This is a genomic window from Citrobacter sp. Cpo126, from assembly GCF_030332445.1.
Taxonomy (GTDB): Bacteria; Pseudomonadota; Gammaproteobacteria; order Enterobacterales; family Enterobacteriaceae; genus Citrobacter; species Citrobacter portucalensis.
In genome coordinates, this window is sequence record NZ_JAOWHT010000024.1 from 144,145 (window position 1) to 162,646 (window position 18,502).

The 18,502-nt window shown below is 53.8% G+C and carries 21 protein-coding genes; 20 read left to right on the forward strand and 1 reads right to left on the reverse strand.

Features of this window, described 5'->3' with window-relative positions; genetic code table 11:
- Positions 1-25 precede the first annotated feature (25 nt).
- The gene (locus OGY17_RS03875) at positions 26-583 is read left to right on the forward strand and encodes a DcrB family lipoprotein (RefSeq protein ID WP_003827547.1); all 558 of its coding nucleotides are present in this window, start codon (positions 26-28) and stop codon (positions 581-583) included.
- 3 nt (positions 584-586) lie between these two features.
- On the opposite strand, the gene OGY17_RS03880 is transcribed toward OGY17_RS03875, so the two are convergent.
- Complete coding sequence (locus OGY17_RS03880; protein WP_003827545.1) at positions 587-1,804, reverse strand: MFS transporter; 1,218 nt, start codon at positions 1,802-1,804, stop codon at positions 587-589.
- Between the two features lie 133 nt (positions 1,805-1,937).
- On the opposite strand from OGY17_RS03880, the gene OGY17_RS03885 reads away from it, so the two are divergent.
- From OGY17_RS03885 to OGY17_RS03975, 19 genes are all read left to right on the forward strand, one after another.
- Positions 1,938-2,984 (forward strand): AI-2E family transporter, encoded by a 1,047-nt coding sequence (locus tag OGY17_RS03885; protein ID WP_008786374.1) that lies wholly within the window; start codon positions 1,938-1,940, stop codon positions 2,982-2,984.
- A gap of 471 nt (positions 2,985-3,455) precedes the next feature.
- Positions 3,456-3,833, forward strand: coding sequence for a hypothetical protein (locus OGY17_RS03890; protein ID WP_122973906.1), 378 nt, complete (start codon positions 3,456-3,458; stop codon positions 3,831-3,833).
- A 68-nt stretch (positions 3,834-3,901) separates the two neighbouring features.
- Positions 3,902-4,963 carry a class I SAM-dependent methyltransferase gene (locus tag OGY17_RS03895; protein ID WP_003827540.1) on the forward strand — a complete coding sequence of 354 codons (1,062 nt, stop codon included), beginning with the start codon at positions 3,902-3,904 and terminating at the stop codon, positions 4,961-4,963.
- A 40-nt stretch (positions 4,964-5,003) separates the two neighbouring features.
- Positions 5,004-5,723, forward strand: coding sequence for a beta-ketoacyl synthase chain length factor (locus OGY17_RS03900; RefSeq protein ID WP_020996072.1), 720 nt, complete (start codon positions 5,004-5,006; stop codon positions 5,721-5,723).
- On the forward strand, positions 5,723-6,538 hold the full coding sequence (locus tag OGY17_RS03905; protein WP_020996071.1) for a lysophospholipid acyltransferase family protein: 816 nt from the start codon (positions 5,723-5,725) through the stop codon (positions 6,536-6,538). The genes OGY17_RS03900 and OGY17_RS03905 overlap by 1 nt, the downstream gene beginning before the upstream one ends.
- Complete coding sequence (locus tag OGY17_RS03910; RefSeq protein ID WP_003827537.1) at positions 6,519-6,776, forward strand: phosphopantetheine-binding protein; 258 nt, start codon at positions 6,519-6,521, stop codon at positions 6,774-6,776. Before OGY17_RS03905 ends, OGY17_RS03910 begins: the two co-directional genes overlap by 20 nt.
- 12 nt (positions 6,777-6,788) lie before the next feature.
- Complete coding sequence (locus tag OGY17_RS03915) at positions 6,789-7,040, forward strand: acyl carrier protein (protein ID WP_003827536.1); 252 nt, start codon at positions 6,789-6,791, stop codon at positions 7,038-7,040.
- Between the two features lie 6 nt (positions 7,041-7,046).
- Positions 7,047-7,628 (forward strand): COG4648 family protein, encoded by a 582-nt coding sequence (locus tag OGY17_RS03920; RefSeq protein ID WP_003827535.1) that lies wholly within the window; start codon positions 7,047-7,049, stop codon positions 7,626-7,628.
- On the forward strand, positions 7,625-8,986 hold the full coding sequence (locus OGY17_RS03925) for an AMP-binding protein (RefSeq protein ID WP_008786378.1): 1,362 nt from the start codon (positions 7,625-7,627) through the stop codon (positions 8,984-8,986). The genes OGY17_RS03920 and OGY17_RS03925 overlap by 4 nt, the downstream gene beginning before the upstream one ends.
- A complete protein-coding gene (locus OGY17_RS03930; RefSeq protein WP_020996070.1) occupies positions 8,973-9,326 on the forward strand; it encodes an ApeI family dehydratase in 354 nt (117 codons plus the stop codon). Before OGY17_RS03925 ends, OGY17_RS03930 begins: the two co-directional genes overlap by 14 nt.
- A complete protein-coding gene (locus OGY17_RS03935; protein WP_032945278.1) occupies positions 9,317-11,008 on the forward strand; it encodes a glycosyltransferase family 2 protein in 1,692 nt (563 codons plus the stop codon). Before OGY17_RS03930 ends, OGY17_RS03935 begins: the two co-directional genes overlap by 10 nt.
- A gap of 3 nt (positions 11,009-11,011) precedes the next feature.
- Positions 11,012-11,434 (forward strand): acyl-CoA thioesterase, encoded by a 423-nt coding sequence (locus tag OGY17_RS03940; protein WP_008786381.1) that lies wholly within the window; start codon positions 11,012-11,014, stop codon positions 11,432-11,434.
- Positions 11,431-12,036, forward strand: coding sequence for a LolA family protein (locus OGY17_RS03945; RefSeq protein WP_003827526.1), 606 nt, complete (start codon positions 11,431-11,433; stop codon positions 12,034-12,036). The genes OGY17_RS03940 and OGY17_RS03945 overlap by 4 nt, the downstream gene beginning before the upstream one ends.
- Positions 12,005-14,323: an MMPL family transporter gene (locus tag OGY17_RS03950; protein WP_286606435.1), complete on the forward strand. Its 2,319-nt coding sequence runs from the start codon at positions 12,005-12,007 to the stop codon at positions 14,321-14,323. Before OGY17_RS03945 ends, OGY17_RS03950 begins: the two co-directional genes overlap by 32 nt.
- Positions 14,320-14,904, forward strand: a complete 585-nt coding sequence (locus OGY17_RS03955) for a DUF3261 domain-containing protein (RefSeq protein WP_003827523.1) — start codon at positions 14,320-14,322, stop codon at positions 14,902-14,904. The genes OGY17_RS03950 and OGY17_RS03955 overlap by 4 nt, the downstream gene beginning before the upstream one ends.
- Before the next feature lies 1 nt (position 14,905).
- Positions 14,906-16,075 (forward strand): beta-ketoacyl-[acyl-carrier-protein] synthase family protein, encoded by a 1,170-nt coding sequence (locus OGY17_RS03960; protein WP_032945283.1) that lies wholly within the window; start codon positions 14,906-14,908, stop codon positions 16,073-16,075.
- Positions 16,072-16,548 (forward strand): hotdog family protein, encoded by a 477-nt coding sequence (locus OGY17_RS03965; RefSeq protein ID WP_125362788.1) that lies wholly within the window; start codon positions 16,072-16,074, stop codon positions 16,546-16,548. Before OGY17_RS03960 ends, OGY17_RS03965 begins: the two co-directional genes overlap by 4 nt.
- Positions 16,545-17,276, forward strand: a complete 732-nt coding sequence (locus OGY17_RS03970; protein WP_125362787.1) for a 3-ketoacyl-ACP reductase FabG2 — start codon at positions 16,545-16,547, stop codon at positions 17,274-17,276. Before OGY17_RS03965 ends, OGY17_RS03970 begins: the two co-directional genes overlap by 4 nt.
- On the forward strand, positions 17,273-18,502 hold the full coding sequence (locus tag OGY17_RS03975; protein ID WP_003827516.1) for a beta-ketoacyl-ACP synthase: 1,230 nt from the start codon (positions 17,273-17,275) through the stop codon (positions 18,500-18,502). The genes OGY17_RS03970 and OGY17_RS03975 overlap by 4 nt, the downstream gene beginning before the upstream one ends.

Consider the following 18,502-nt stretch of genomic DNA (forward strand, 5'->3'; position numbering starts at 1 on the left):
GCCGTTTATCGAAAGGAAGAAGTCAATGCGCAATCTGGTTAAATATGTCGGTATTGGCCTGCTGGTTATGGGGCTTGCGGCCTGTGATAATAGCGATACAAAAGCGCCAGCCGAGGGTGCTGCCGCAGAAAGTAACGCCACCGGACAACCGGTCAGCCTGCTGGACGGCAAACTCAGTTTTTCCCTGCCAGCGGATATGACCGATCAAAGCGGCAAGCTGGGCACCCAGGCGAACAATATGCACGTATATTCTGACGCAACCGGCCAGAAAGCGGTGATTGTGATTGTTGGCGACAACACCAACGAAGATCTGGCCGTGCTGGCAAAACGTCTGGAAGATCAGCAGCGTAGCCGTGACCCGCAGCTGCAGGTCGTCACCAATAAATCTATTGAGCTGAAAGGCCACACGCTGCAGCAGTTAGACAGCATCATCTCGGCCAAAGGCCAGACCGCATACTCTTCCGTGGTGTTGGGTAAAGTGGACAACCAACTGCTGACGCTGCAAATCACGCTGCCTGCTGACGATCAGCAAAAAGCGCAGACGACCGCAGAAAACATCATTAACACGCTGGTTATCCAGTAACGGTTAAGACGATGACGCGGCCTCCGGTGACACCACCTGAGGCCGTTTTTTTAACCGCCAGGTCAGCAATAACGCCACCGCTACCAGCCCTGCCGCTGCCAGATAGATAACCGGCACACCCGCCCACGTCATGACCAGCCCGGCCAGCGGCCCGGTAACCCCCAGCGATAAATCCATAAACACCGTGTAGGTCGCCAGCGCAGCACCCTGATTTTGCTGAGGAACGGCTTTTACCGCCACCACGCCCAGCGCCGGGAAAACCAGTGAGAACCCAGCCCCGGCCAGCAGAACGCCGATTTTCGCCATCCACGGCATCGAAGCCATCCCGACCAGTAACAGCCCGACAATCTCGACGCTAAAGCAGATCATCGCCACATTCAGCCCGCCTAAACGGTTGATACCATTTGGGAACAACAAACGAGTACCAACAAACGTGCAGCTAAAAAGCGTCAGCGCGAATGCGGCGCCATCCCAGCCTTTGGCATCATAGAACAAGGTAATGAAGGTAGCGATTACCCCAAATCCGGCGGAGGCCAGGGCCAGCGCCATACCATACAACCAGACGCGCCCAAGCACCGCGCGAAATGGCAACGGTTTGCCTTTGCTGGCCTTCACCGCCGGACGAGGGAGCGCCAGCAGGATTGCCAACAGTGCCACGCCCATCACGGTCAGCGCCAGCCCCTGTAAGCCACCCCAGGCATAAAACAGAACACCCAGCGGCGCGCCTATCGCCATCGCGCCATAGGTCACGATACCATTCCAGGAAATCACCCGTCCGATGTGCATTGAGCCAACCACCCCCACGCCCCACAGCGTAGAGCCGGTCCCGGCAAAGCTTTGCCCGATCCCGAGAATCACGCGCCCCAGACATAGCAGCAGCAGACTGGCCAACGGCCAGCCGTTCGTTGATCCCGCCAGTAAATAGCCCAGGCCACTTAAAAAGCAGCCGCACAGCCCAAATACCACAATCTTCTTTGGCCCCAGCAGATCGGCATAGCGACCGGCATGTGGACGGCTCAGCAGCGTAGCGAAATATTGCAGGCTGATGACCAGCCCAGCCCAGAAAGCACTAAATCCCATTACATCATGGACGTAGCCAGGCAACACCGCGAGCGGCAGGCCGATGGTCAGGTAGCTGGCGAAGTTAAACATCACCACAGAAACAATACGCAGGTTCAGGCGTAAACCGCTAAGCGTCGGTTCAGCGACGGGTTCGGGCATGGAGGGTCACCACGTTTTCACAACAGTGTTTCATTTCTACCATGTTGCAGAGCAGAAATCAGTAGCCAGTTTAGGAATATCAGTCGCAAGCCAGCCGCTACACTTAATGCAAAAACGCAAACAGGAAGAAGACATGATAACCACCCAGCCCGATAAAACGGGTTTGCACATTTTGCTCAAACTGGCCGCTCTGGTGGTGATCCTCGCAGGTATCCATGCTGCGGCGGATATCATTGTGCAGCTGCTGCTGGCCCTCTTTTTTGCCATTGTATTGAATCCACTGGTCACCTGGTTTATCCGCCGGGGAGTCGGTCGCCCAATCGCTATTACCTTAGTCGTGGTGGTGATGCTGATCGTTCTTACGGCGTTGGTTGGCGTGCTGGCGTCGTCAATCACTGAATTCATGGACCTGCTGCCAAAATACAATAAGGAGCTAACGCGCAAGGTTCTGTATTTGCAAGAGATGGTGCCTTTTCTGAATCTGCATATGTCCCCGGAACGTATACTGCAACGCATGGACTCTGACAAGCTGATGACCTTCACAACCACGCTGATGACGAGTCTTTCTGGTGCCATGGCCAGCGTCTTTCTGCTGGTGATGACGGTAGTTTTTATGCTGTTTGAGGTGCGTCATGTCCCCTATAAGATGCGTTTTGCGTTGAATAATCCGCAAATCCACATTGCGGGGCTACATCGAGCGCTGAAGGGTGTGTCACACTATCTGGCGCTGAAAACGCTGCTCAGCTTATGGACCGGTGCCATAATCTGGCTGGGACTGGCACTGATGGGGATTCAGTTTGCTCTGATGTGGGGCGTACTGGCATTCCTGTTAAACTACGTGCCCAACATTGGCTCGGTCATTTCCGCCGTCCCGCCCATGATCCAGGCACTGCTTTTTAATGGCATTTACGAATGTCTGTTGGTTGGCGCACTGTTTCTGGTGGTGCATATGGTGATTGGCAATATTCTCGAACCCCGAATGATGGGGCATCGGCTGGGATTATCGACGCTAATCGTCTTCCTCTCTCTGTTGGTATGGGGATGGCTGCTCGGTCCGGTCGGCATGTTGCTCTCCGTGCCGTTAACCAGCGTATGTAAAATCTGGATGGAAACCACCACAGGCGGCAGCAAACTGGCGATTTTGCTGGGGCCCGGCAGGCCCAAAAGCCGGCTTCCCTGAAAAACTACCAACCGAGGTAGTTTTTATATTTTTATATGACCGTTAAAATGACGCTAACGCAGTTATATATAGAAGCTTATCTTAAATAAAGAGTGAAAGGGATTTCATTTTTTATAAAGAAAATACATAAGTCAAGATGATGGTTTCTTTACCAAAACGCATAAAAATAATGAATACCCCCCAAAGCATTTAACTTAAGCTATCTACTTAGCTTTAAAGGTTATTTTATTTGATACATTTTCTCTAAAAATCTATACTTCTCGCCAATGATGATGCTGAAAAATTTCCGTTGAAGAAAGTCTTGGGATATTACTATCCGGTCATCTCATTACCTTGCTACCAACTATATGAAATAAAATGCTAATTTAGCTTAAATATAATCATAGGCAATACAAGGTGCCCATGATTTCGGAGTTTATTATTTAACACGTATAAACGGTACTTTGATAGGGAGCTTTAATGAAACAGTATATTAAGTGGTTTGCGGCCATTGCCGTTGTCGGTGCTCTGGCGGGTTGTGCACGTACTGCGCCGATTGATCAAGTTCACACCAGTGTGAGCGCGGGGCATACTCAGGACCAGGTTAAAACCGCAATCCTGAAAGCCGGTATTCAACGCCAATGGGTCATGTCTGAAGCCGGACCAGGTGTTATTAAAGCTCGCCAACAAACCCGCGATCATGTAGCTGAAGTCCGTATCACTTATACCGCCACCAGCTATGACATCAAATACGACAGCAGCCTCAACCTGCAGGCATCTGGTGGAAAAATTCACAAAAACTATAACCGCTGGGTACGCAATCTGGATAAAGACATCCAGCTTAATCTGTCAGCCGGCGCCAATCTGTAATTATGCCTAAAGTCGGGCCGAAAAGGCCCGATACTCTTATTATCTGCCATTTAACAGGTTGTCCCCACATGTACGAACAGGATTCGCTTAGCGCACTGGATGCCATTACTGAAGCACAACGTATCGCCTTTGCCCCTATGCTTTTTCAAACCGCGTTGTGTCTGCGAAATGCGGGAGTACTCACCTGGCTAGACAAGCAAGGTAAACGCGGCGCCACGCTCGACGAAATTACCGAAAACAGCACCATCAACGAATATGCCGCCAGCATCCTGTTGGATATGGGGTTAAGTGGGCGAATCATTACCCACAAAGAAGGATATTATTACCTCGCTAAAGTCGGTCATTTTCTTTTACATGACACCATGACGCGCGTGAATATGGACTTCACTCAGGATGTTTGCTACCAAGGATTGTTCTATCTTGAAAATGCGTTGAAAGATGGAAAACCCGCGGGACTAAAAATTTTTGGCGACTGGCCAACAATCTATCCTGCGCTATCACAATTACCGCTGGCTGCGCGTGAAAGTTGGTTTGCTTTTGATCATTACTATTCAGATGGCGCATTTGATGCCGCATTGCCATATGTATTCGCCAGCGCCCCTGCAACCCTGTACGATGTCGGTGGAAATACCGGAAAATGGGCATTACGTTGTTGTCAGCATGATGACAATATTACAGTCACCCTCTTAGATTTGCCGCAACAAATTGCACTTGCCCGCGAAAATATAGAAAATGCAGGATTATCTCATCGCATAAATTTCCATGCTGTGGATATGCTTAGCGACTCGCCTTTACCTGACGGCGCTGATATCTGGTGGATGAGCCAATTCCTGGACTGTTTTTCCCCGGAACAAATTATCGCTATGCTAAGCAACGTTGCTCGGGTGATGAAACCGGGCGCGAAGCTGTGCATTATGGAGCTGTTTTGGGATGCCCAAAAATTTGAGGCGGCCTCATTTAGCCTGAATGCGTCTTCGCTTTATTTTACCTGTATGGCGAATGGCAACAGCCGTTTCTACAGCGTAGAGAAGTTTTATCACTATCTGAATCAGGCAGGTTTTCAGGTAGATGAACGCCACGACAACTTAGGTGTTGGGCATACTTTATTGATATGTCAGAAGAAAAAATAAGAAACAATCGGAACAACCGATTTACCGCGGATACGCGTTGATGAAATTTGCTTTCAACATTATTGACTGGCAGGCCAAGGCACCAGGGTTAAGCGAAACAGAACAGTGGCATGAATGGTCACGGCTTTCGCACGCCATCGATCCCACCGCGCCGTTGGCTAAGCTCCATGAGTTACCGATGATGACAGCTCGCCGCCTCAGTTCCGGCAGCAAACTGGCCGTCGATTGCGGTCTGGCGATGCTACGCCGTCATGATATCAATGCCGTTTTGTATACCAGCCGCCATGGTGAACTGGAGCGTAACTACAGGATCCTACACGCTCTTGCGACTGAGCAAGCGCTCTCACCGACCGATTTTGCCCTTTCTGTCCATAACTCTGCTGTGGGTAACTTGACCATCGCCGCAAAAAAACCGATTGTCTCCTCCTCGCTTTCTGCTGGCAGGGATACATTCCAGCAGGGGTTATGCGAAGTCATCGGGCTGTTGCAGGCGGGATATCAGCGCGTATTGATGGTCGATTTCGACGGTTTTCTGCCCGAGTTTTATCACCCACAGTTACCACCAGACATGCCAACGTGGCCGTTTGCCGTCGCGCTGGTTATTGAATCCGGTGATAGCTGGCAATGTGAAACCCGTCCACACAGCGCACAGGACGAGACAACGTTGCCGCAAAGCCTGTTGTTTTTACAACATTACTTACAAGATGCCAGGGCGTTTACCCTGCCTGGCGAACGCGTACAGTGGCAGTGGAGTCAGTGATGAACACGATGATCCTGCGGCTTAACCGGGTATGGCGACTGGTGATGACCGGTTTTTGCTTTGCCCTGTTTGGCCTCGGCGGGCTCCTCCTATCTACGATTTGGTTTAACGTCCTGCTGATCGCGGTATGGGATAAAGCCCGACGTCGGCGTATCGCCAGACGCAGTATCGCCGCCAGTTTTCGTCTCTTCTTAACCGTGGCGAAGCGGCTTGGCGTGCTGGATTACCAGATTGAAGGGCGAGACATTTTACGCAACGAACAAGGGTGTCTTGTCGTCGCCAACCACCCGACGCTGATCGACTATGTCCTACTGGCCTCGGTCATGCCAGAAACCGACTGTCTGGTGAAAAGTGCACTACTAAAAAATCCTTTTCTCGGCGGCGTAGTCCGGGCCGCAGATTATCTGATTAACAGCCAGGCTGATGCGCTATTGCCCGCTTGCCAGCAACGTCTGGAGCAAGGCGATACCATTTTAATTTTCCCCGAGGGAACCCGTACACGCCCCGGAGAAGCAATGACGTTACAGCGTGGTGCGGCGAATATCGCCGTGCGCTGCAGCAGTGATTTACGCATAGTGACTATTAACTGCAGCGAACAAATGCTGGATAAAGAAAGCCAATGGTACAACGTCCCATCTGTAAAACCGATGTTTACCATTTCAGTACACGAACGGGTTAAGATCGACCAATTTTACGACGCAAACTCACAAGAACCGGCGCTGGCCGCAAGGCAGTTGAACCGGCATCTTTTGCTTCAATTACAACCAGGTACTTTACCTCTTTCAGGAATTAATGATGCAAGCGCTTTATCTTGAAATCAAAAATCTCATTATAACGACATTGAATCTCGACGAACTGACAGCTGATGATATTGAAACCGAAGCGGCACTCTTTGGCGATGGCTTAGGTCTGGACTCAATCGATGCCCTGGAGCTGGGTCTGGCGGTGAAAAACGAGTATGGCGTGATCCTCTCAGCAGAGAGCGAAGAAATGCGTCAGCACTTCTTCTCCGTCGCCACGCTGGCATCTTTCATTCACGCGCAACGTGCCTGAGGATAGTCCGTTATGACCGAACAAAAAGCCATTTACGCAGAAGTCTCCTCGCTGCTGGTCAAGCTGTTTGAAGTTGACCCGCAAGATATCAAGCCTGAGGCGCGCCTGTACGAAGATTTGGAACTCGATAGCATCGATGCCGTCGACATGATCGTGCATCTGCAAAAGAAAACCGGTAAGAAAATCAAGCCGGAAGAGTTCAAAGCAGTACGCACCGTACAAGATGTCGTCGATGCGGTAGAACGCCTTCTCAAAGAAGCGTAATTCTCCGTGTCGGGCACACGCTCGTTGCCAGTCGTACAACTGCTGACAGGTCTACTGTTGCTGGCCTGGCCGTTTTTGATCTGGTTTGGCCTGGCGCATAACAGTCTGCACTGGTTGCTACCGTTGATGGCGCTACTCCTTTTTTTACGCTTTCGCCAGACCCGGCGACAGGCGGGGCCGCTGCGCGTCGTGACACAGGTAGTGGCGGTCGCGGGTATCACCTTGTGCATTGCCAGTTATCTGCTCAAAACGCACCAGCTGCTGCTGTTTTATCCGGTAGTGGTAAACGCCGTTATGCTGTCGGTTTTTGGTGGATCGTTATGGTCAGCAATGCCCATTGTTGAACGTCTGGCACGACTGCGCGACCCAAATCTGCCCGATGCGGGCGTGCGCTATACGCGCCGTGTGACACAAATCTGGTGCGCCTTTTTCATCATCAATGGCAGCGTTGCGCTCTTTACCGCACTGAATGGCGATATGACCCTGTGGACCACCTGGAACGGCATGGTTTCCTATCTGCTAATGGGAACATTGATGGTAGGCGAGTGGTTAATTCGCCAACTGGTGATAAAACGAGATACCCAATGAAGCAGCCCCTCACACTCGCTCAATGGCTCTGTGCCCCACGTCCGGACGACGTTCCTGTTGCGTGGCAGGAAGAGCATACCTGGACGCTTGGCCATCTGCGCCAAGATGTGGCCCAGTTGATAACATATCTGCGACAGCAGGAAGGTGAACGCTGGGCATTGTGCTTCGAGAACAGCTATTTATTCATCGTCGCGCTGCTGGCAACGCTCCATGCCGGCAAAACACCGGTGATCCCAGGACATTGTCGCGTTTCGTTGTTAAACGAGCAGCACTTGCTGTTTGACGGCGTACTGAGCGATAAAGCGATGGACTGGCAGGGAACGCTGCGGGTGGTCAGCTCCGCCATGACATCCGTGGCTCACGACATCACGTTCCCAGCAATACGCAGTGACGCCTTTGTGGAGCTATTCACTTCCGGTTCGACCGGCCAGCCGAAACGCGTGATCAAACCGATCGCTCGTCTGGATAGCGAAGCGGCATTGCTCGCTACACGCTTTGCCGATCGTCTGGCAGGTTGCCGGGTGGTCGCGTCAGTGGTACCGCAACATCTGTATGGCTTGACGTTCCGTATCTTTTTGCCGATGGCCTTAGGTCTGCCGCTGCACGCGGCGATGCTTTGGTATGCCGAACAACTGGCGGCGCTGAGCGCTGAGCATCGGTATGCGTTTATCAGCAGCCCGGCGTTTCTGAAACGCCTCGACCACAACCTGACACCGCCGCCGGTCGAACTGATTCTGTCTGCGGGCGGCATGCTGCCCTGGCAGGACGTCACGCAGGCTGCTGACTGGCTAAATGTCTGGCCCGATGAGATCTACGGCAGCACTGAGACCGGGATCCTTGCGTGGCGCTATCGCCATCAGGATGATGTGGCATGGCTGCCCTTTCCCGGCGTCAGATTCCAGTCAGAAGACGACGCATTTCGTGTGTTTTCACCGCTAATTAACGCTGATGATGGCCTGTTACTCGATGACGTTCTGCAGTTTATCGAAAATGGACAGTTCCGCCTGATGGGCAGACGCGGGCGGGTGGTCAAAATTGAAGAGAAACGTATTTCACTCAGCGAAGTGGAACAACGTTTACTGGCACTGGATGGTATCTGTGAAGTCGCGGCATTGCCGGTCTCACGTGGAGGACGTCAGGGCGTTGGCGTCCTGCTGGTACTGGATGACGAAGCCCGGCAACGCTGGCTTGAGTGCGGTGGTAAACCGCAAGAACTGACCTGGCGACGTTCGCTGCTGCCCTGGCTGGAGCCTGTCGCGGTTCCCCGCTACTGGCGGGTGATTGATGAGATTCCGGTCAACAGTATGAACAAGCGTGTCTATGCGCAATTACAGGAGTTATTTCATGAAACCCCATGAAATCGAGCGCCATCAGGCACTGCCTCATCAGGCTGAGATTGTTTTACAACTAGACCCTTCTCTGTTTTGGTTCAGCGGGCATTTTAGCGTGCAGCCACTGCTGCCGGGCGTTGCACAGCTGAACTGGGCGATGGATTACGCCACCACGCTGCTGGCCCCTGGCTGGCGTTTTCACAGTATTCAAAACGTGAAGTTCCAGTCGCCGTTATTGCCAGAGGCCACCGTCACCCTGAGTCTGAGCTGGCAGGAAGCGCGTCAGATGCTCTCTTTTAGCTACCAGCGCCACGACGGTGACGTGCGCCATACCGCCAGCAGCGGGAAGATTCGGTTATGCCGCTAACCTTTTCCCCGTGCGTGTTGATCCCCTGCTACAACCACGGCGCGATGATGTCGGACGTGTTGGATCGTCTTCAGCCGTTCAATCTCCCCTGCATTGTGGTGGACGATGGCAGTGACGAGACTACACGAGATGAACTGGCACGCCTGGCGGCAGAATACAGCAATCTGACGTTAATTCGCCTGCCCATCAACGCAGGCAAAGGAGCGGCGGTTATTCGCGGAATGCAGACGGCGGCAGATGCCGGGTTCAGTCATGCCGTGCAAGTCGATGCCGACGGGCAACATGCCATTGAAGATATTCCCAGGCTGCTTGCATTGGCAAAAGAACATCCGACAGCACTGATTTCCGGGCAACCGATTTACGATGATTCGGTTCCTCGCTCGCGCCTGTACGGTCGTTGGGTAACCCATATCTGGGTGTGGATAGAAACGCTCTCGTTGCAGATCAAAGACAGTATGTGCGGCTTCCGGGTGTATCCGGTGGCCCCCACGCTGCAACTGGCACAGCGCGTAACGCTCGGCAAACGGATGGATTTTGATACTGAAGTGATGGTGCGCCTCTACTGGCAAGGCAACACCAGCTATTTTATCCCCACGCGAGTCACCTATCCGCAGGACGGGCTATCCCATTTCGACGCGCTTAAAGACAATTTGCACATTTCATTGATGCACACTCGCCTGTTCTTTGGCATGTTGCCACGCATCCCCTCCCTGCTTTGTCGTCGTTCATCGACACACTGGGCGCAGCAACAGGAAGTCAAAGGGTTGTGGGGAATGCGCCTGATGCTACTGGTCTGGCGTGTACTGGGTCACAAAGCCTTCTCCCTGCTACTGTATCCGGTCGTCGGCGTATACTGGCTCAGCGCTTCAACTGCCCGAAAAGCCTCTCAACGCTGGATTAGCCGCGTAAGGGCGCAACTGATCACACGGCGGATGCCAGTACCGCCAAACCTGACCAGTTATCAGCATTTCCTGCGTTTTGGCGGCGCGATGCTGGATAAGATCGCCAGCTGGCGTGGTGAGCTGCACTTCGGTCGCGATGTGATTTTTGCACCAGGTGCAGAAACGACGCTGAATATCAGCGATCCTCGGGGAAAACTACTACTGGCTTCACATCTTGGCGATGTCGAAGCCTGTCGGGCACTGGCCCAGCTACAGGGCAGTAAAACAATCAATGCGCTGGTATTTAGCGATAACGCCCAACGCTTTAAACAAATCATGCAAGAGATGGCCCCGCAGGCTGGATTAAATCTGCTCCCGGTGAACAGTATTGGCCCAGATACTGCCATTCTGCTCAAAGAGAAATTGGAGCGCGGTGAATGGGTAGCCATCGTAGGCGATCGCATCGCAGTCAATCCCCAACGCGGCGGCGAGTGGCGCGTGTGCTGGAGCCGCTTTATGGGGCAAAACGCGCCATTCCCACAGGGCCCGTTTATTCTCGCGTCTATTTTACGCTGCCCTGTAGATCTGATTTTTGCCCTGCGCCAGCAGGAGAAACTCCACATCTACTGCGAACCGTTTGCCGACCCGCTGCTCTTACCGCGTGCCACACGACAACAGGCATTACAGAATACTGTCGATCGCTACGCCGAACGCCTTGAGCACTATGCGCTTCAGTCGCCCCTAGACTGGTTTAACTTTTTCGATTTCTGGCAACTGCCGGATACCAATGACAAGGAGTAAAGGGTGCTTAACGATCCCCGCTTTACGGCTGAAGTCGAGCTAACTATTCCGTTTCACGACGTCGATATGATGGGCGTAGCGTGGCATGGTAACTACTTCCGTTACTTCGAGATTGCCCGTGAGGCACTGCTGAACCAATTCGATTATGGCTATCGGCAGATGAAAGAATCCGGCTATCTGTGGCCCGTGGTCGACACTCGGGTGAAGTATCGCAATGCGCTGACTTTCGAGCAGCGTATCCGTGTACGCGCCCAAATTAAAGAGTACGAAAATCGCCTGCATATCGGCTACGAAATTTTTGATGCCGAAACAGGTAAACGCGCCACAACAGGCTACACCATCCAGGTCGCCGTCGACGAAAAAAGCCGTGAACTGTGCTTTGTCAGCCCGGATATTCTGTTTGAACGGATGGGAGTGACACCATGAAATTATGGCCATTGCTCGTGCTGCTCGTCAGCCCTTTCGTCAGTGCCCTGACGCTCGACTCCCTACAACAGCGTTTTACCGAACAACCGGTGGTTCGCGCCCACTTCGATCAAACCCGGACGATAAAGGATCTGCCGCAGCCGCTGCGATCTCAGGGCAAGATGTTGATCGCCCGCGACCAGGGGTTGCTGTGGGATCAAACGTCCCCGTTCCCCATGCAACTGCTGCTGGACGACAAACGGATGGTTCAGGCAATTAACGGTCAACCACCGCAGACCATTACCGCTGAGAATAACCCGCAAATGTTCCAGTTTAATCATCTGCTACGGGCGTTATTCCAGGCGGATCGTAAAGTGCTGGAACAAAACTTCCGCGTGGAGTTTGCAGACTTAGGAGAAGGTCGCTGGACGCTACGCCTGACGCCAATCACCACACCGCTGGATAAGATTTTTGCGACGATTGATTTAGCCGGAAAGACTTACCTGGAGAGTATTCATCTCAACGATAAGCAGGGGGATCGCACCGATATCGCGCTTTCCCAACACCAACTAACGCCAGCGCAACTGACCGATGACGAACGCCAACGCTTTGCCGCCCAGTAAACGCCCCGCGCTGTTATGGGGAGTCGTCTGCCTGCTCCTGCTGGGCATCTTTCTGACGCTGCTACCTCAGGCCCGCCTTAACAGCAGCGTGCTGGCCATGTTGCCAAAGCAGACGCTGGGCGCTATACCTCCGGGTCTTAACGAGGGATTTATGCAGCGCCTTGACCGTCAGGTGGTCTGGCTAGTGAGCCCCGGTAAGCAACCGGACCCAGCTATAGCCCGGGACTGGCTGGCTTTACTGCAAAAATCGCACGCGCTAGCCCAGGTAAAAGGTCCAATGGATGCCGACAGCCAGCAAGCCTGGGGGGCATTCTTCTGGCAACATCGTAACGGCCTGATAGATAACGAGACCCGCGCCCGGCTGCAAAACGGCGGCGAAGCGCAGGGCCAGTGGATCCTGTCCCAACTTTACTCCGCATTCTCCGGCGTCAGTGGCAAAGAGCTACAAAACGATCCCTTCATGCTGATGCGAGGCTCGCAGCTGGCCATGGCTAAAACCGGGCAGCGTCTGCGCCTGATGGACGGCTGGCTTGTCACCCAGGATGAGCAAGGCAACTATTGGTATCTGTTACATGGCGAGTTGACCGGCTCATCGTTTGATATGCAACAGACGCATCAATTGGTCACCACGCTGAATACGCTGGAGGGTGAGCTCAAAGCCCACTATCCACAGGCTCAACTGCTGTCTCGCGGGACGCTGTTCTATAGCGATTACGCCAGCCAGCAGGCGAAACAAGATATCTCTACCCTCGGCATAGCCACTGTGCTCGGGGTGATCCTGCTCATCGTGGCTGTATTTCGTTCGCTGCGTCCGCTGCTGCTGTGCCTGATTTCGATTGGCATTGGTGCGCTGGCGGGGACCGTCGTCACGCTGCTGATTTTTGGCGAGCTCCATCTGATGACGCTGGTGATGAGCATGAGCATCATCGGTATTTCCGCCGACTATACGCTCTACTATTTGACCGAACGGATGGTGCACGGTGCGGAAACATCGCCATGGCAAAGCCTTGCCAAAGTGCGCAATGCCCTGCTCCTGGCTCTACTCACCACCGTAGCGGCTTATCTGATTATGATGCTGGCCCCCTTCCCCGGTATTCGCCAGATGGCGGTATTCGCGGCGGTAGGTCTGAGCGCCTCCTGCCTGACGGTCATTTTCTGGCACCCGTGGTTGTGTCGTCGGTTGCCGGTACGCCCGGTGCCGGCAATGGTACTCATGCTACGCTGGCTTGCTGCATGGCGGCGGAATAAGAAATTATCCGTTGGCCTGCCGGTGGCGCTGGCGTTGTTCTCGTTGGCAGGTATGGCGACGCTACGCGTAGATGATGATATCTCCCAGTTACAGGCGCTGCCGCAGGGTATTCTTGCTCAGGAAAAAGCGATTACCGCCCTGACCGGGCAAAGCGTCGACCAGAAGTGGTTTGTGGTGTACGGCAAATCCGCTCAGCAAACGCTGGAGCGGCTGGAAACCTTTATCCCCGCGCTGGAACAGGCAAAAAAAGATGGTTTACTCAGCGGATATCGCACCATTCCGCTCAATTCACTCGCCCAGCAACAGCAGGATCTGTCTCTGCTAAAAGATGCCGCGCCCGCCATCACGAAAGCCTTAAACAACGCCGGTCTGGCAACGGTGAACCCCGATCTTAGCGCCATGCCCGTAAACGTCGATGCCTGGCTTGCCAGCCCGGCCAGTGAAGGCTGGCGCTTGCTATGGTTGTCTCTGGCTGATGGCGAAAGCAGCGTACTGGTTCCCGTTGAAGGGGTGAAACAAAGTGATGCATTAAATACGCTCAGCGCGAAATATTCCGGCGTGGCGTGGGTGGATCGTAAGAGCAGCTTTGACAACCTGTTTGCCCTTTATCGCCATATTCTGACCGGTCTGCTGTGCATTGCGCTGGCGGTGATTGCCTGTGGCGCCGTCATTCGGCTTGGCTGGCGTAAAGGCTTAATTAGCCTAGTCCCCTCAGTGCTGTCTTTAGGTTGCAGTCTGGCGGTGCTGGCCCTGAGCGGTCATGCGCTCAACCTGTTCTCGCTGCTGGCACTGGTGCTGGTACTGGGAATTGGCATTAACTACACGCTGTTTTTCAGTAATCCACGCGGTACGCCACTGACATCGCTGCTGGCTATCACGCTGGCAATGATGACCACGCTCCTGACGCTCGGCATGCTGGTCTTTAGCGCCACTCAGGCAATCAGCAGTTTTGGCATTGTGCTAGTGAGCGGTATTTTCACCGCCTTCCTGCTGTCACCGCTGGCGATGCCAGGAAAAAAAGAGAAAAAAAGAAGATGATTAAACAGACATTCTGGCGCACCGCTGCGCTCGTCGCCACGTTGCTGCTGGCCGGTTGCAGCCACTCGCAACCGGAACAGAAAGGCCGCCCGCAAGCCTGGTTAGAGCCGGGGACTCGTGTAACGCTACCTGCCCCGGGGATTTCTCCCGCGGTGAATTCACAACAGCTACTAACCGGAAGTTTTAACGGCAAAACTCAGTCACTGTTGGTCATGCTCAATGCTGATGACAAGAAAATCACACTTGCCGGGCTATCATCAGTCGGCATTCGCCTGTTCCTCGTGACTTACGATGAAAAAGGACTGCACACCGAGCAATCGATCATCGTTCCACAATTGCCGCCAGCCAGCCAGGTGCTGGCTGACGTGATGCTCAGTCATTGGCCGATTAGCGCCTGGCAACCGCAATTACCCACAGGCTGGACGCTCGTCGATACGGGTGACACGCGTGAGCTGCGCAATGCCCGCGGCAAAGTGGTCACGGAAATCACGTATCTGAATCGAAAAGGAAAACGCGAACCGATCAGCATTGAACAGCACGTTTTTAAATACCACATCACCATTCAATACCTGGGTGACTGAGATGATCTACATTTCTGCCGTTGGCATGATTAATGCGTTGGGCAATAACACTGATGAAATCGCAGCCAATCTCACTCGTGGCATAGCGCCGGGAATGCGCCCGCGCACGGGCTGGCTGCAAGGACACCCATCCGCCGTGTTAGCAGGCGTTGACGGTGAGCTGCCCGCTATTCCTCAGCACTTTAGCGCTCATCGTTCGCGCAACAACCAGCTATTGCTGGCAGCCCTGATGCAAATCCAGCCGCAGGTGGACGACGCTATCGCCCGATTTGGTCGCGATCGTATTGCTGTTGTTCTCGGCACCAGCACCTCCGGCCTGGATGAGGGTGACGTTCACGTAGATTTGATGCTCAACGGCAAAGAGAGCACTGACTGGCGCTATCCGCAACAGGAACTGGGCGATCCGTCGCGTTTTCTTAGCCACTGGCTGGCGCTGGATGGCCCGGCCTTTACGCTCTCAACCGCCTGCTCGTCCAGTGCAAGAGCTATCATGAGCGGACGTCGTTTGATCGAATCTGGTCTGGTCGATATCGCCATTGTCGGCGGTGCGGATACGCTAAGCCGAATGCCAATCAACGGATTCCACAGTCTGGAATCACTCTCCCCAACGCTGTGTCAGCCGTTTGGCCGCAACCGTTGTGGGATCACCATTGGCGAAGGCGCCGCATTGATGGTATTAACCCGCGAGCCACAGCCTATCGCGCTCCTTGGCGTCGGCGAATCCAGCGACGCGTACCATATTTCGGCTCCCCATCCACAGGGGGAAGGTGCCATTCGCGCCATCGGCCAGGCGCTTAACGACGCAGGAATGACGCCGGAACATGTGGGCTATATCAATCTGCACGGTACCGCCACACCGTTAAACGATCAGATTGAGTCCAACGTCGTGAGCGCGCTATTTGGCGAAACGGTCCCGTGCAGTTCAACCAAACACCTGACCGGGCACACGCTGGGCGCTGCGGGGATCACCGAAGCAGCGATCAGTATGCTGATTCTGCAACGCGAACTGCCGCTGCCACCGCAGGATTTTAGCCAGTCGCCACGCGATGAAACATTGCCACCCTGCGGCATCATTGAACAGCCGCAGCCGCTGACTCGCCCGGTTATCTTGTCTAATTCGTTTGCCTTCGGTGGCAATAATGCCAGCATCCTGCTCGGGAGAACCTCATGAGCCACTTTTTACCACCGGGTGATTATTTACCGCATGATGCGCCGATGCTGCTTCTTGAAGAGGTCGTCAGTGTGGCGGACGAAACCGCCACCTGCCACGTGATGGTATCAGCAAACAGCGTACTGGCCCCTTTTCTCGACCTTGATGGCAATCTGCCTGGCTGGTTCGCACTGGAACTGATGGCGCAGACCATTGGCGTCTGGTCTGGCTGGCACCGCCAGCAACAAGGTCAGGCGAGTATTACGTTAGGCATGGTACTGGGCGCACGTGAGTTAGTCTGTGCTACAGGTGTTCTGCCTGCCGGGAAGACGCTGAGCATCCATGTCAAATTGCTGATGCAGGATGCACGATTCGGTAGCTTTGAATGTGCCATCCAGGCAGAAAACGAGACGCTGGCAACCGGTCGAGTCAACACCTTCCAGCCGACATCAGAAGAAATTAACACGCTATTTCAACAAGGAGCGTCCACATGAGCCGTTCAGTTTTAGTTACGGGTGCCAGCAAAGGTATCGGTCGCGCCATCGCCAGACAACTGGCCGCGGACGGTTTTGTGGTCGGCGTACACTATCATCGCGATGTGCAAGGAGCACAAGAAACGCTGGATGCTATCCTCACCGCTGGCGGCGCAGGGCGCCTGTTGACATTTGACGTTGCCAATCGTGAGCAGTGCCGTGAAATACTGTCGCAAGATATTGAGGCAAACGGCGCATGGTACGGTATTGTCAGCAACGCTGGAGTCACTCGGGATGCCGCTTTCCCTGCGCTCAGTGATAACGACTGGGATTCGGTGATCCATACCAACCTCGACAGCTTTTACAACGTCATTCATCCGTGCATTATGCCGATGATCAGCGCACGCCAGGGGGGCCGTATCATCACATTGTCTTCGGTTTCGGGCGTGATGGGCAACCGCGGTCAGGTCAATTACAGTGCGGCAAAAGCCGGAATTATTGGTGCCACCAAAGCGCTGGCTATCGAACTGGCAAAACGCAAAATTACCGTAAACTGCATTGCACCGGGACTCATTGATACCGGGATGATCGAGATGGAAGAAGCCGCATTGAAAGAGGCGATGTCGATGATTCCCATGAAACGAATAGGTCAGGCTGAAGAAGTGGCCGGGCTTGCCAGTTATTTAATGTCGGATGTGGCGGGCTATGTAACTCGCCAGGTGATTTCCATCAATGGAGGGATGTTATGACACGTCGTGTCGTGATTACAGGCATGGGCGGCGTCACCGCCTTTGGGGAAAACTGGCAGGCTGTCTCCGCCAGGTTATTGGCATATGAAAATGCGGTACGCAAAATGCCGGAGTGGCAGGTTTATGACGGACTGCACACACTGCTGGGAGCGCCGATCGACGACTTCACTCTGCCGGAACACTATACCCGCAAGCGAATTCGCGCCATGGGGCGCGTATCGCTGATGTCCACCCGCGCAACAGAGCTGGCGCTTGAGCAGGCCGGGCTGATTGGCGATCGGGTACTGACTAACGGTGAAACCGGGATCGCTTATGGTTCATCAACCGGTAGTACCGGTCCAGTGAGCGAGTTCGCGACCATGCTGACCGAGAAACACACCAATAACATCACCGGCACGACCTACGTGCAAATGATGCCGCATACCACTGCCGTTAACACCGGATTGTTTTTCGGTCTGCGTGGGCGAGTCATCCCGACATCCAGCGCCTGCACATCCGGTAGCCAGGCAATTGGTTACGCATGGGAAGCCATTCGACACGGCTATCAAACGGTGATGGTCGCCGGCGGCGCAGAAGAACTGTGTCCTTCCGAAGCCGCCGTGTTTGATACGTTATTCGCAACCAGCCAGCGCAACGACGAGCCGAAAACCACCCCATCCCCGTTCGATGAAAAACGCGATGGTCTGGTCATCGGAGAAGGTGCAGGTACGCTAGTGCTGGAAGAGCTGGAACACGCTAAAGCACGCGGAGCAACGATTTATGGTGAAATCGTTGGCTTTGCCACTAACTGCGATGCAGCCCATATCACCCAGCCGCAGCGCGAAACAATGCAGATTTGCATGGAAAAATCGCTGAATATGGCAGGTATTAGTGCCCGGGATATCGGCTATATTTCAGCGCACGGAACCGCAACCGATCGTGGTGATGTTGCAGAAAGTCAGGCAACCTCTGCAATTTATGGTGATAATGTTCCGCTATCCTCGCTTAAAAGCTATTTTGGACATACCCTTGGCGCTTGTGGCGCACTAGAGGCCTGGATGAGTCTGCAAATGATGCGTGAAGGCTGGTTTGCGCCTACGCTAAATTTGAGCCAGCCAGATGCCAATTGTGGCGCGCTGGATTACATTATGGGTGAAGCCCGCAAGATTGATTGCGAGTTTTTGCAGAGCAACAACTTTGCGTTTGGCGGCATAAATACTTCTATCATCATTAAACGTTGGCCGTGA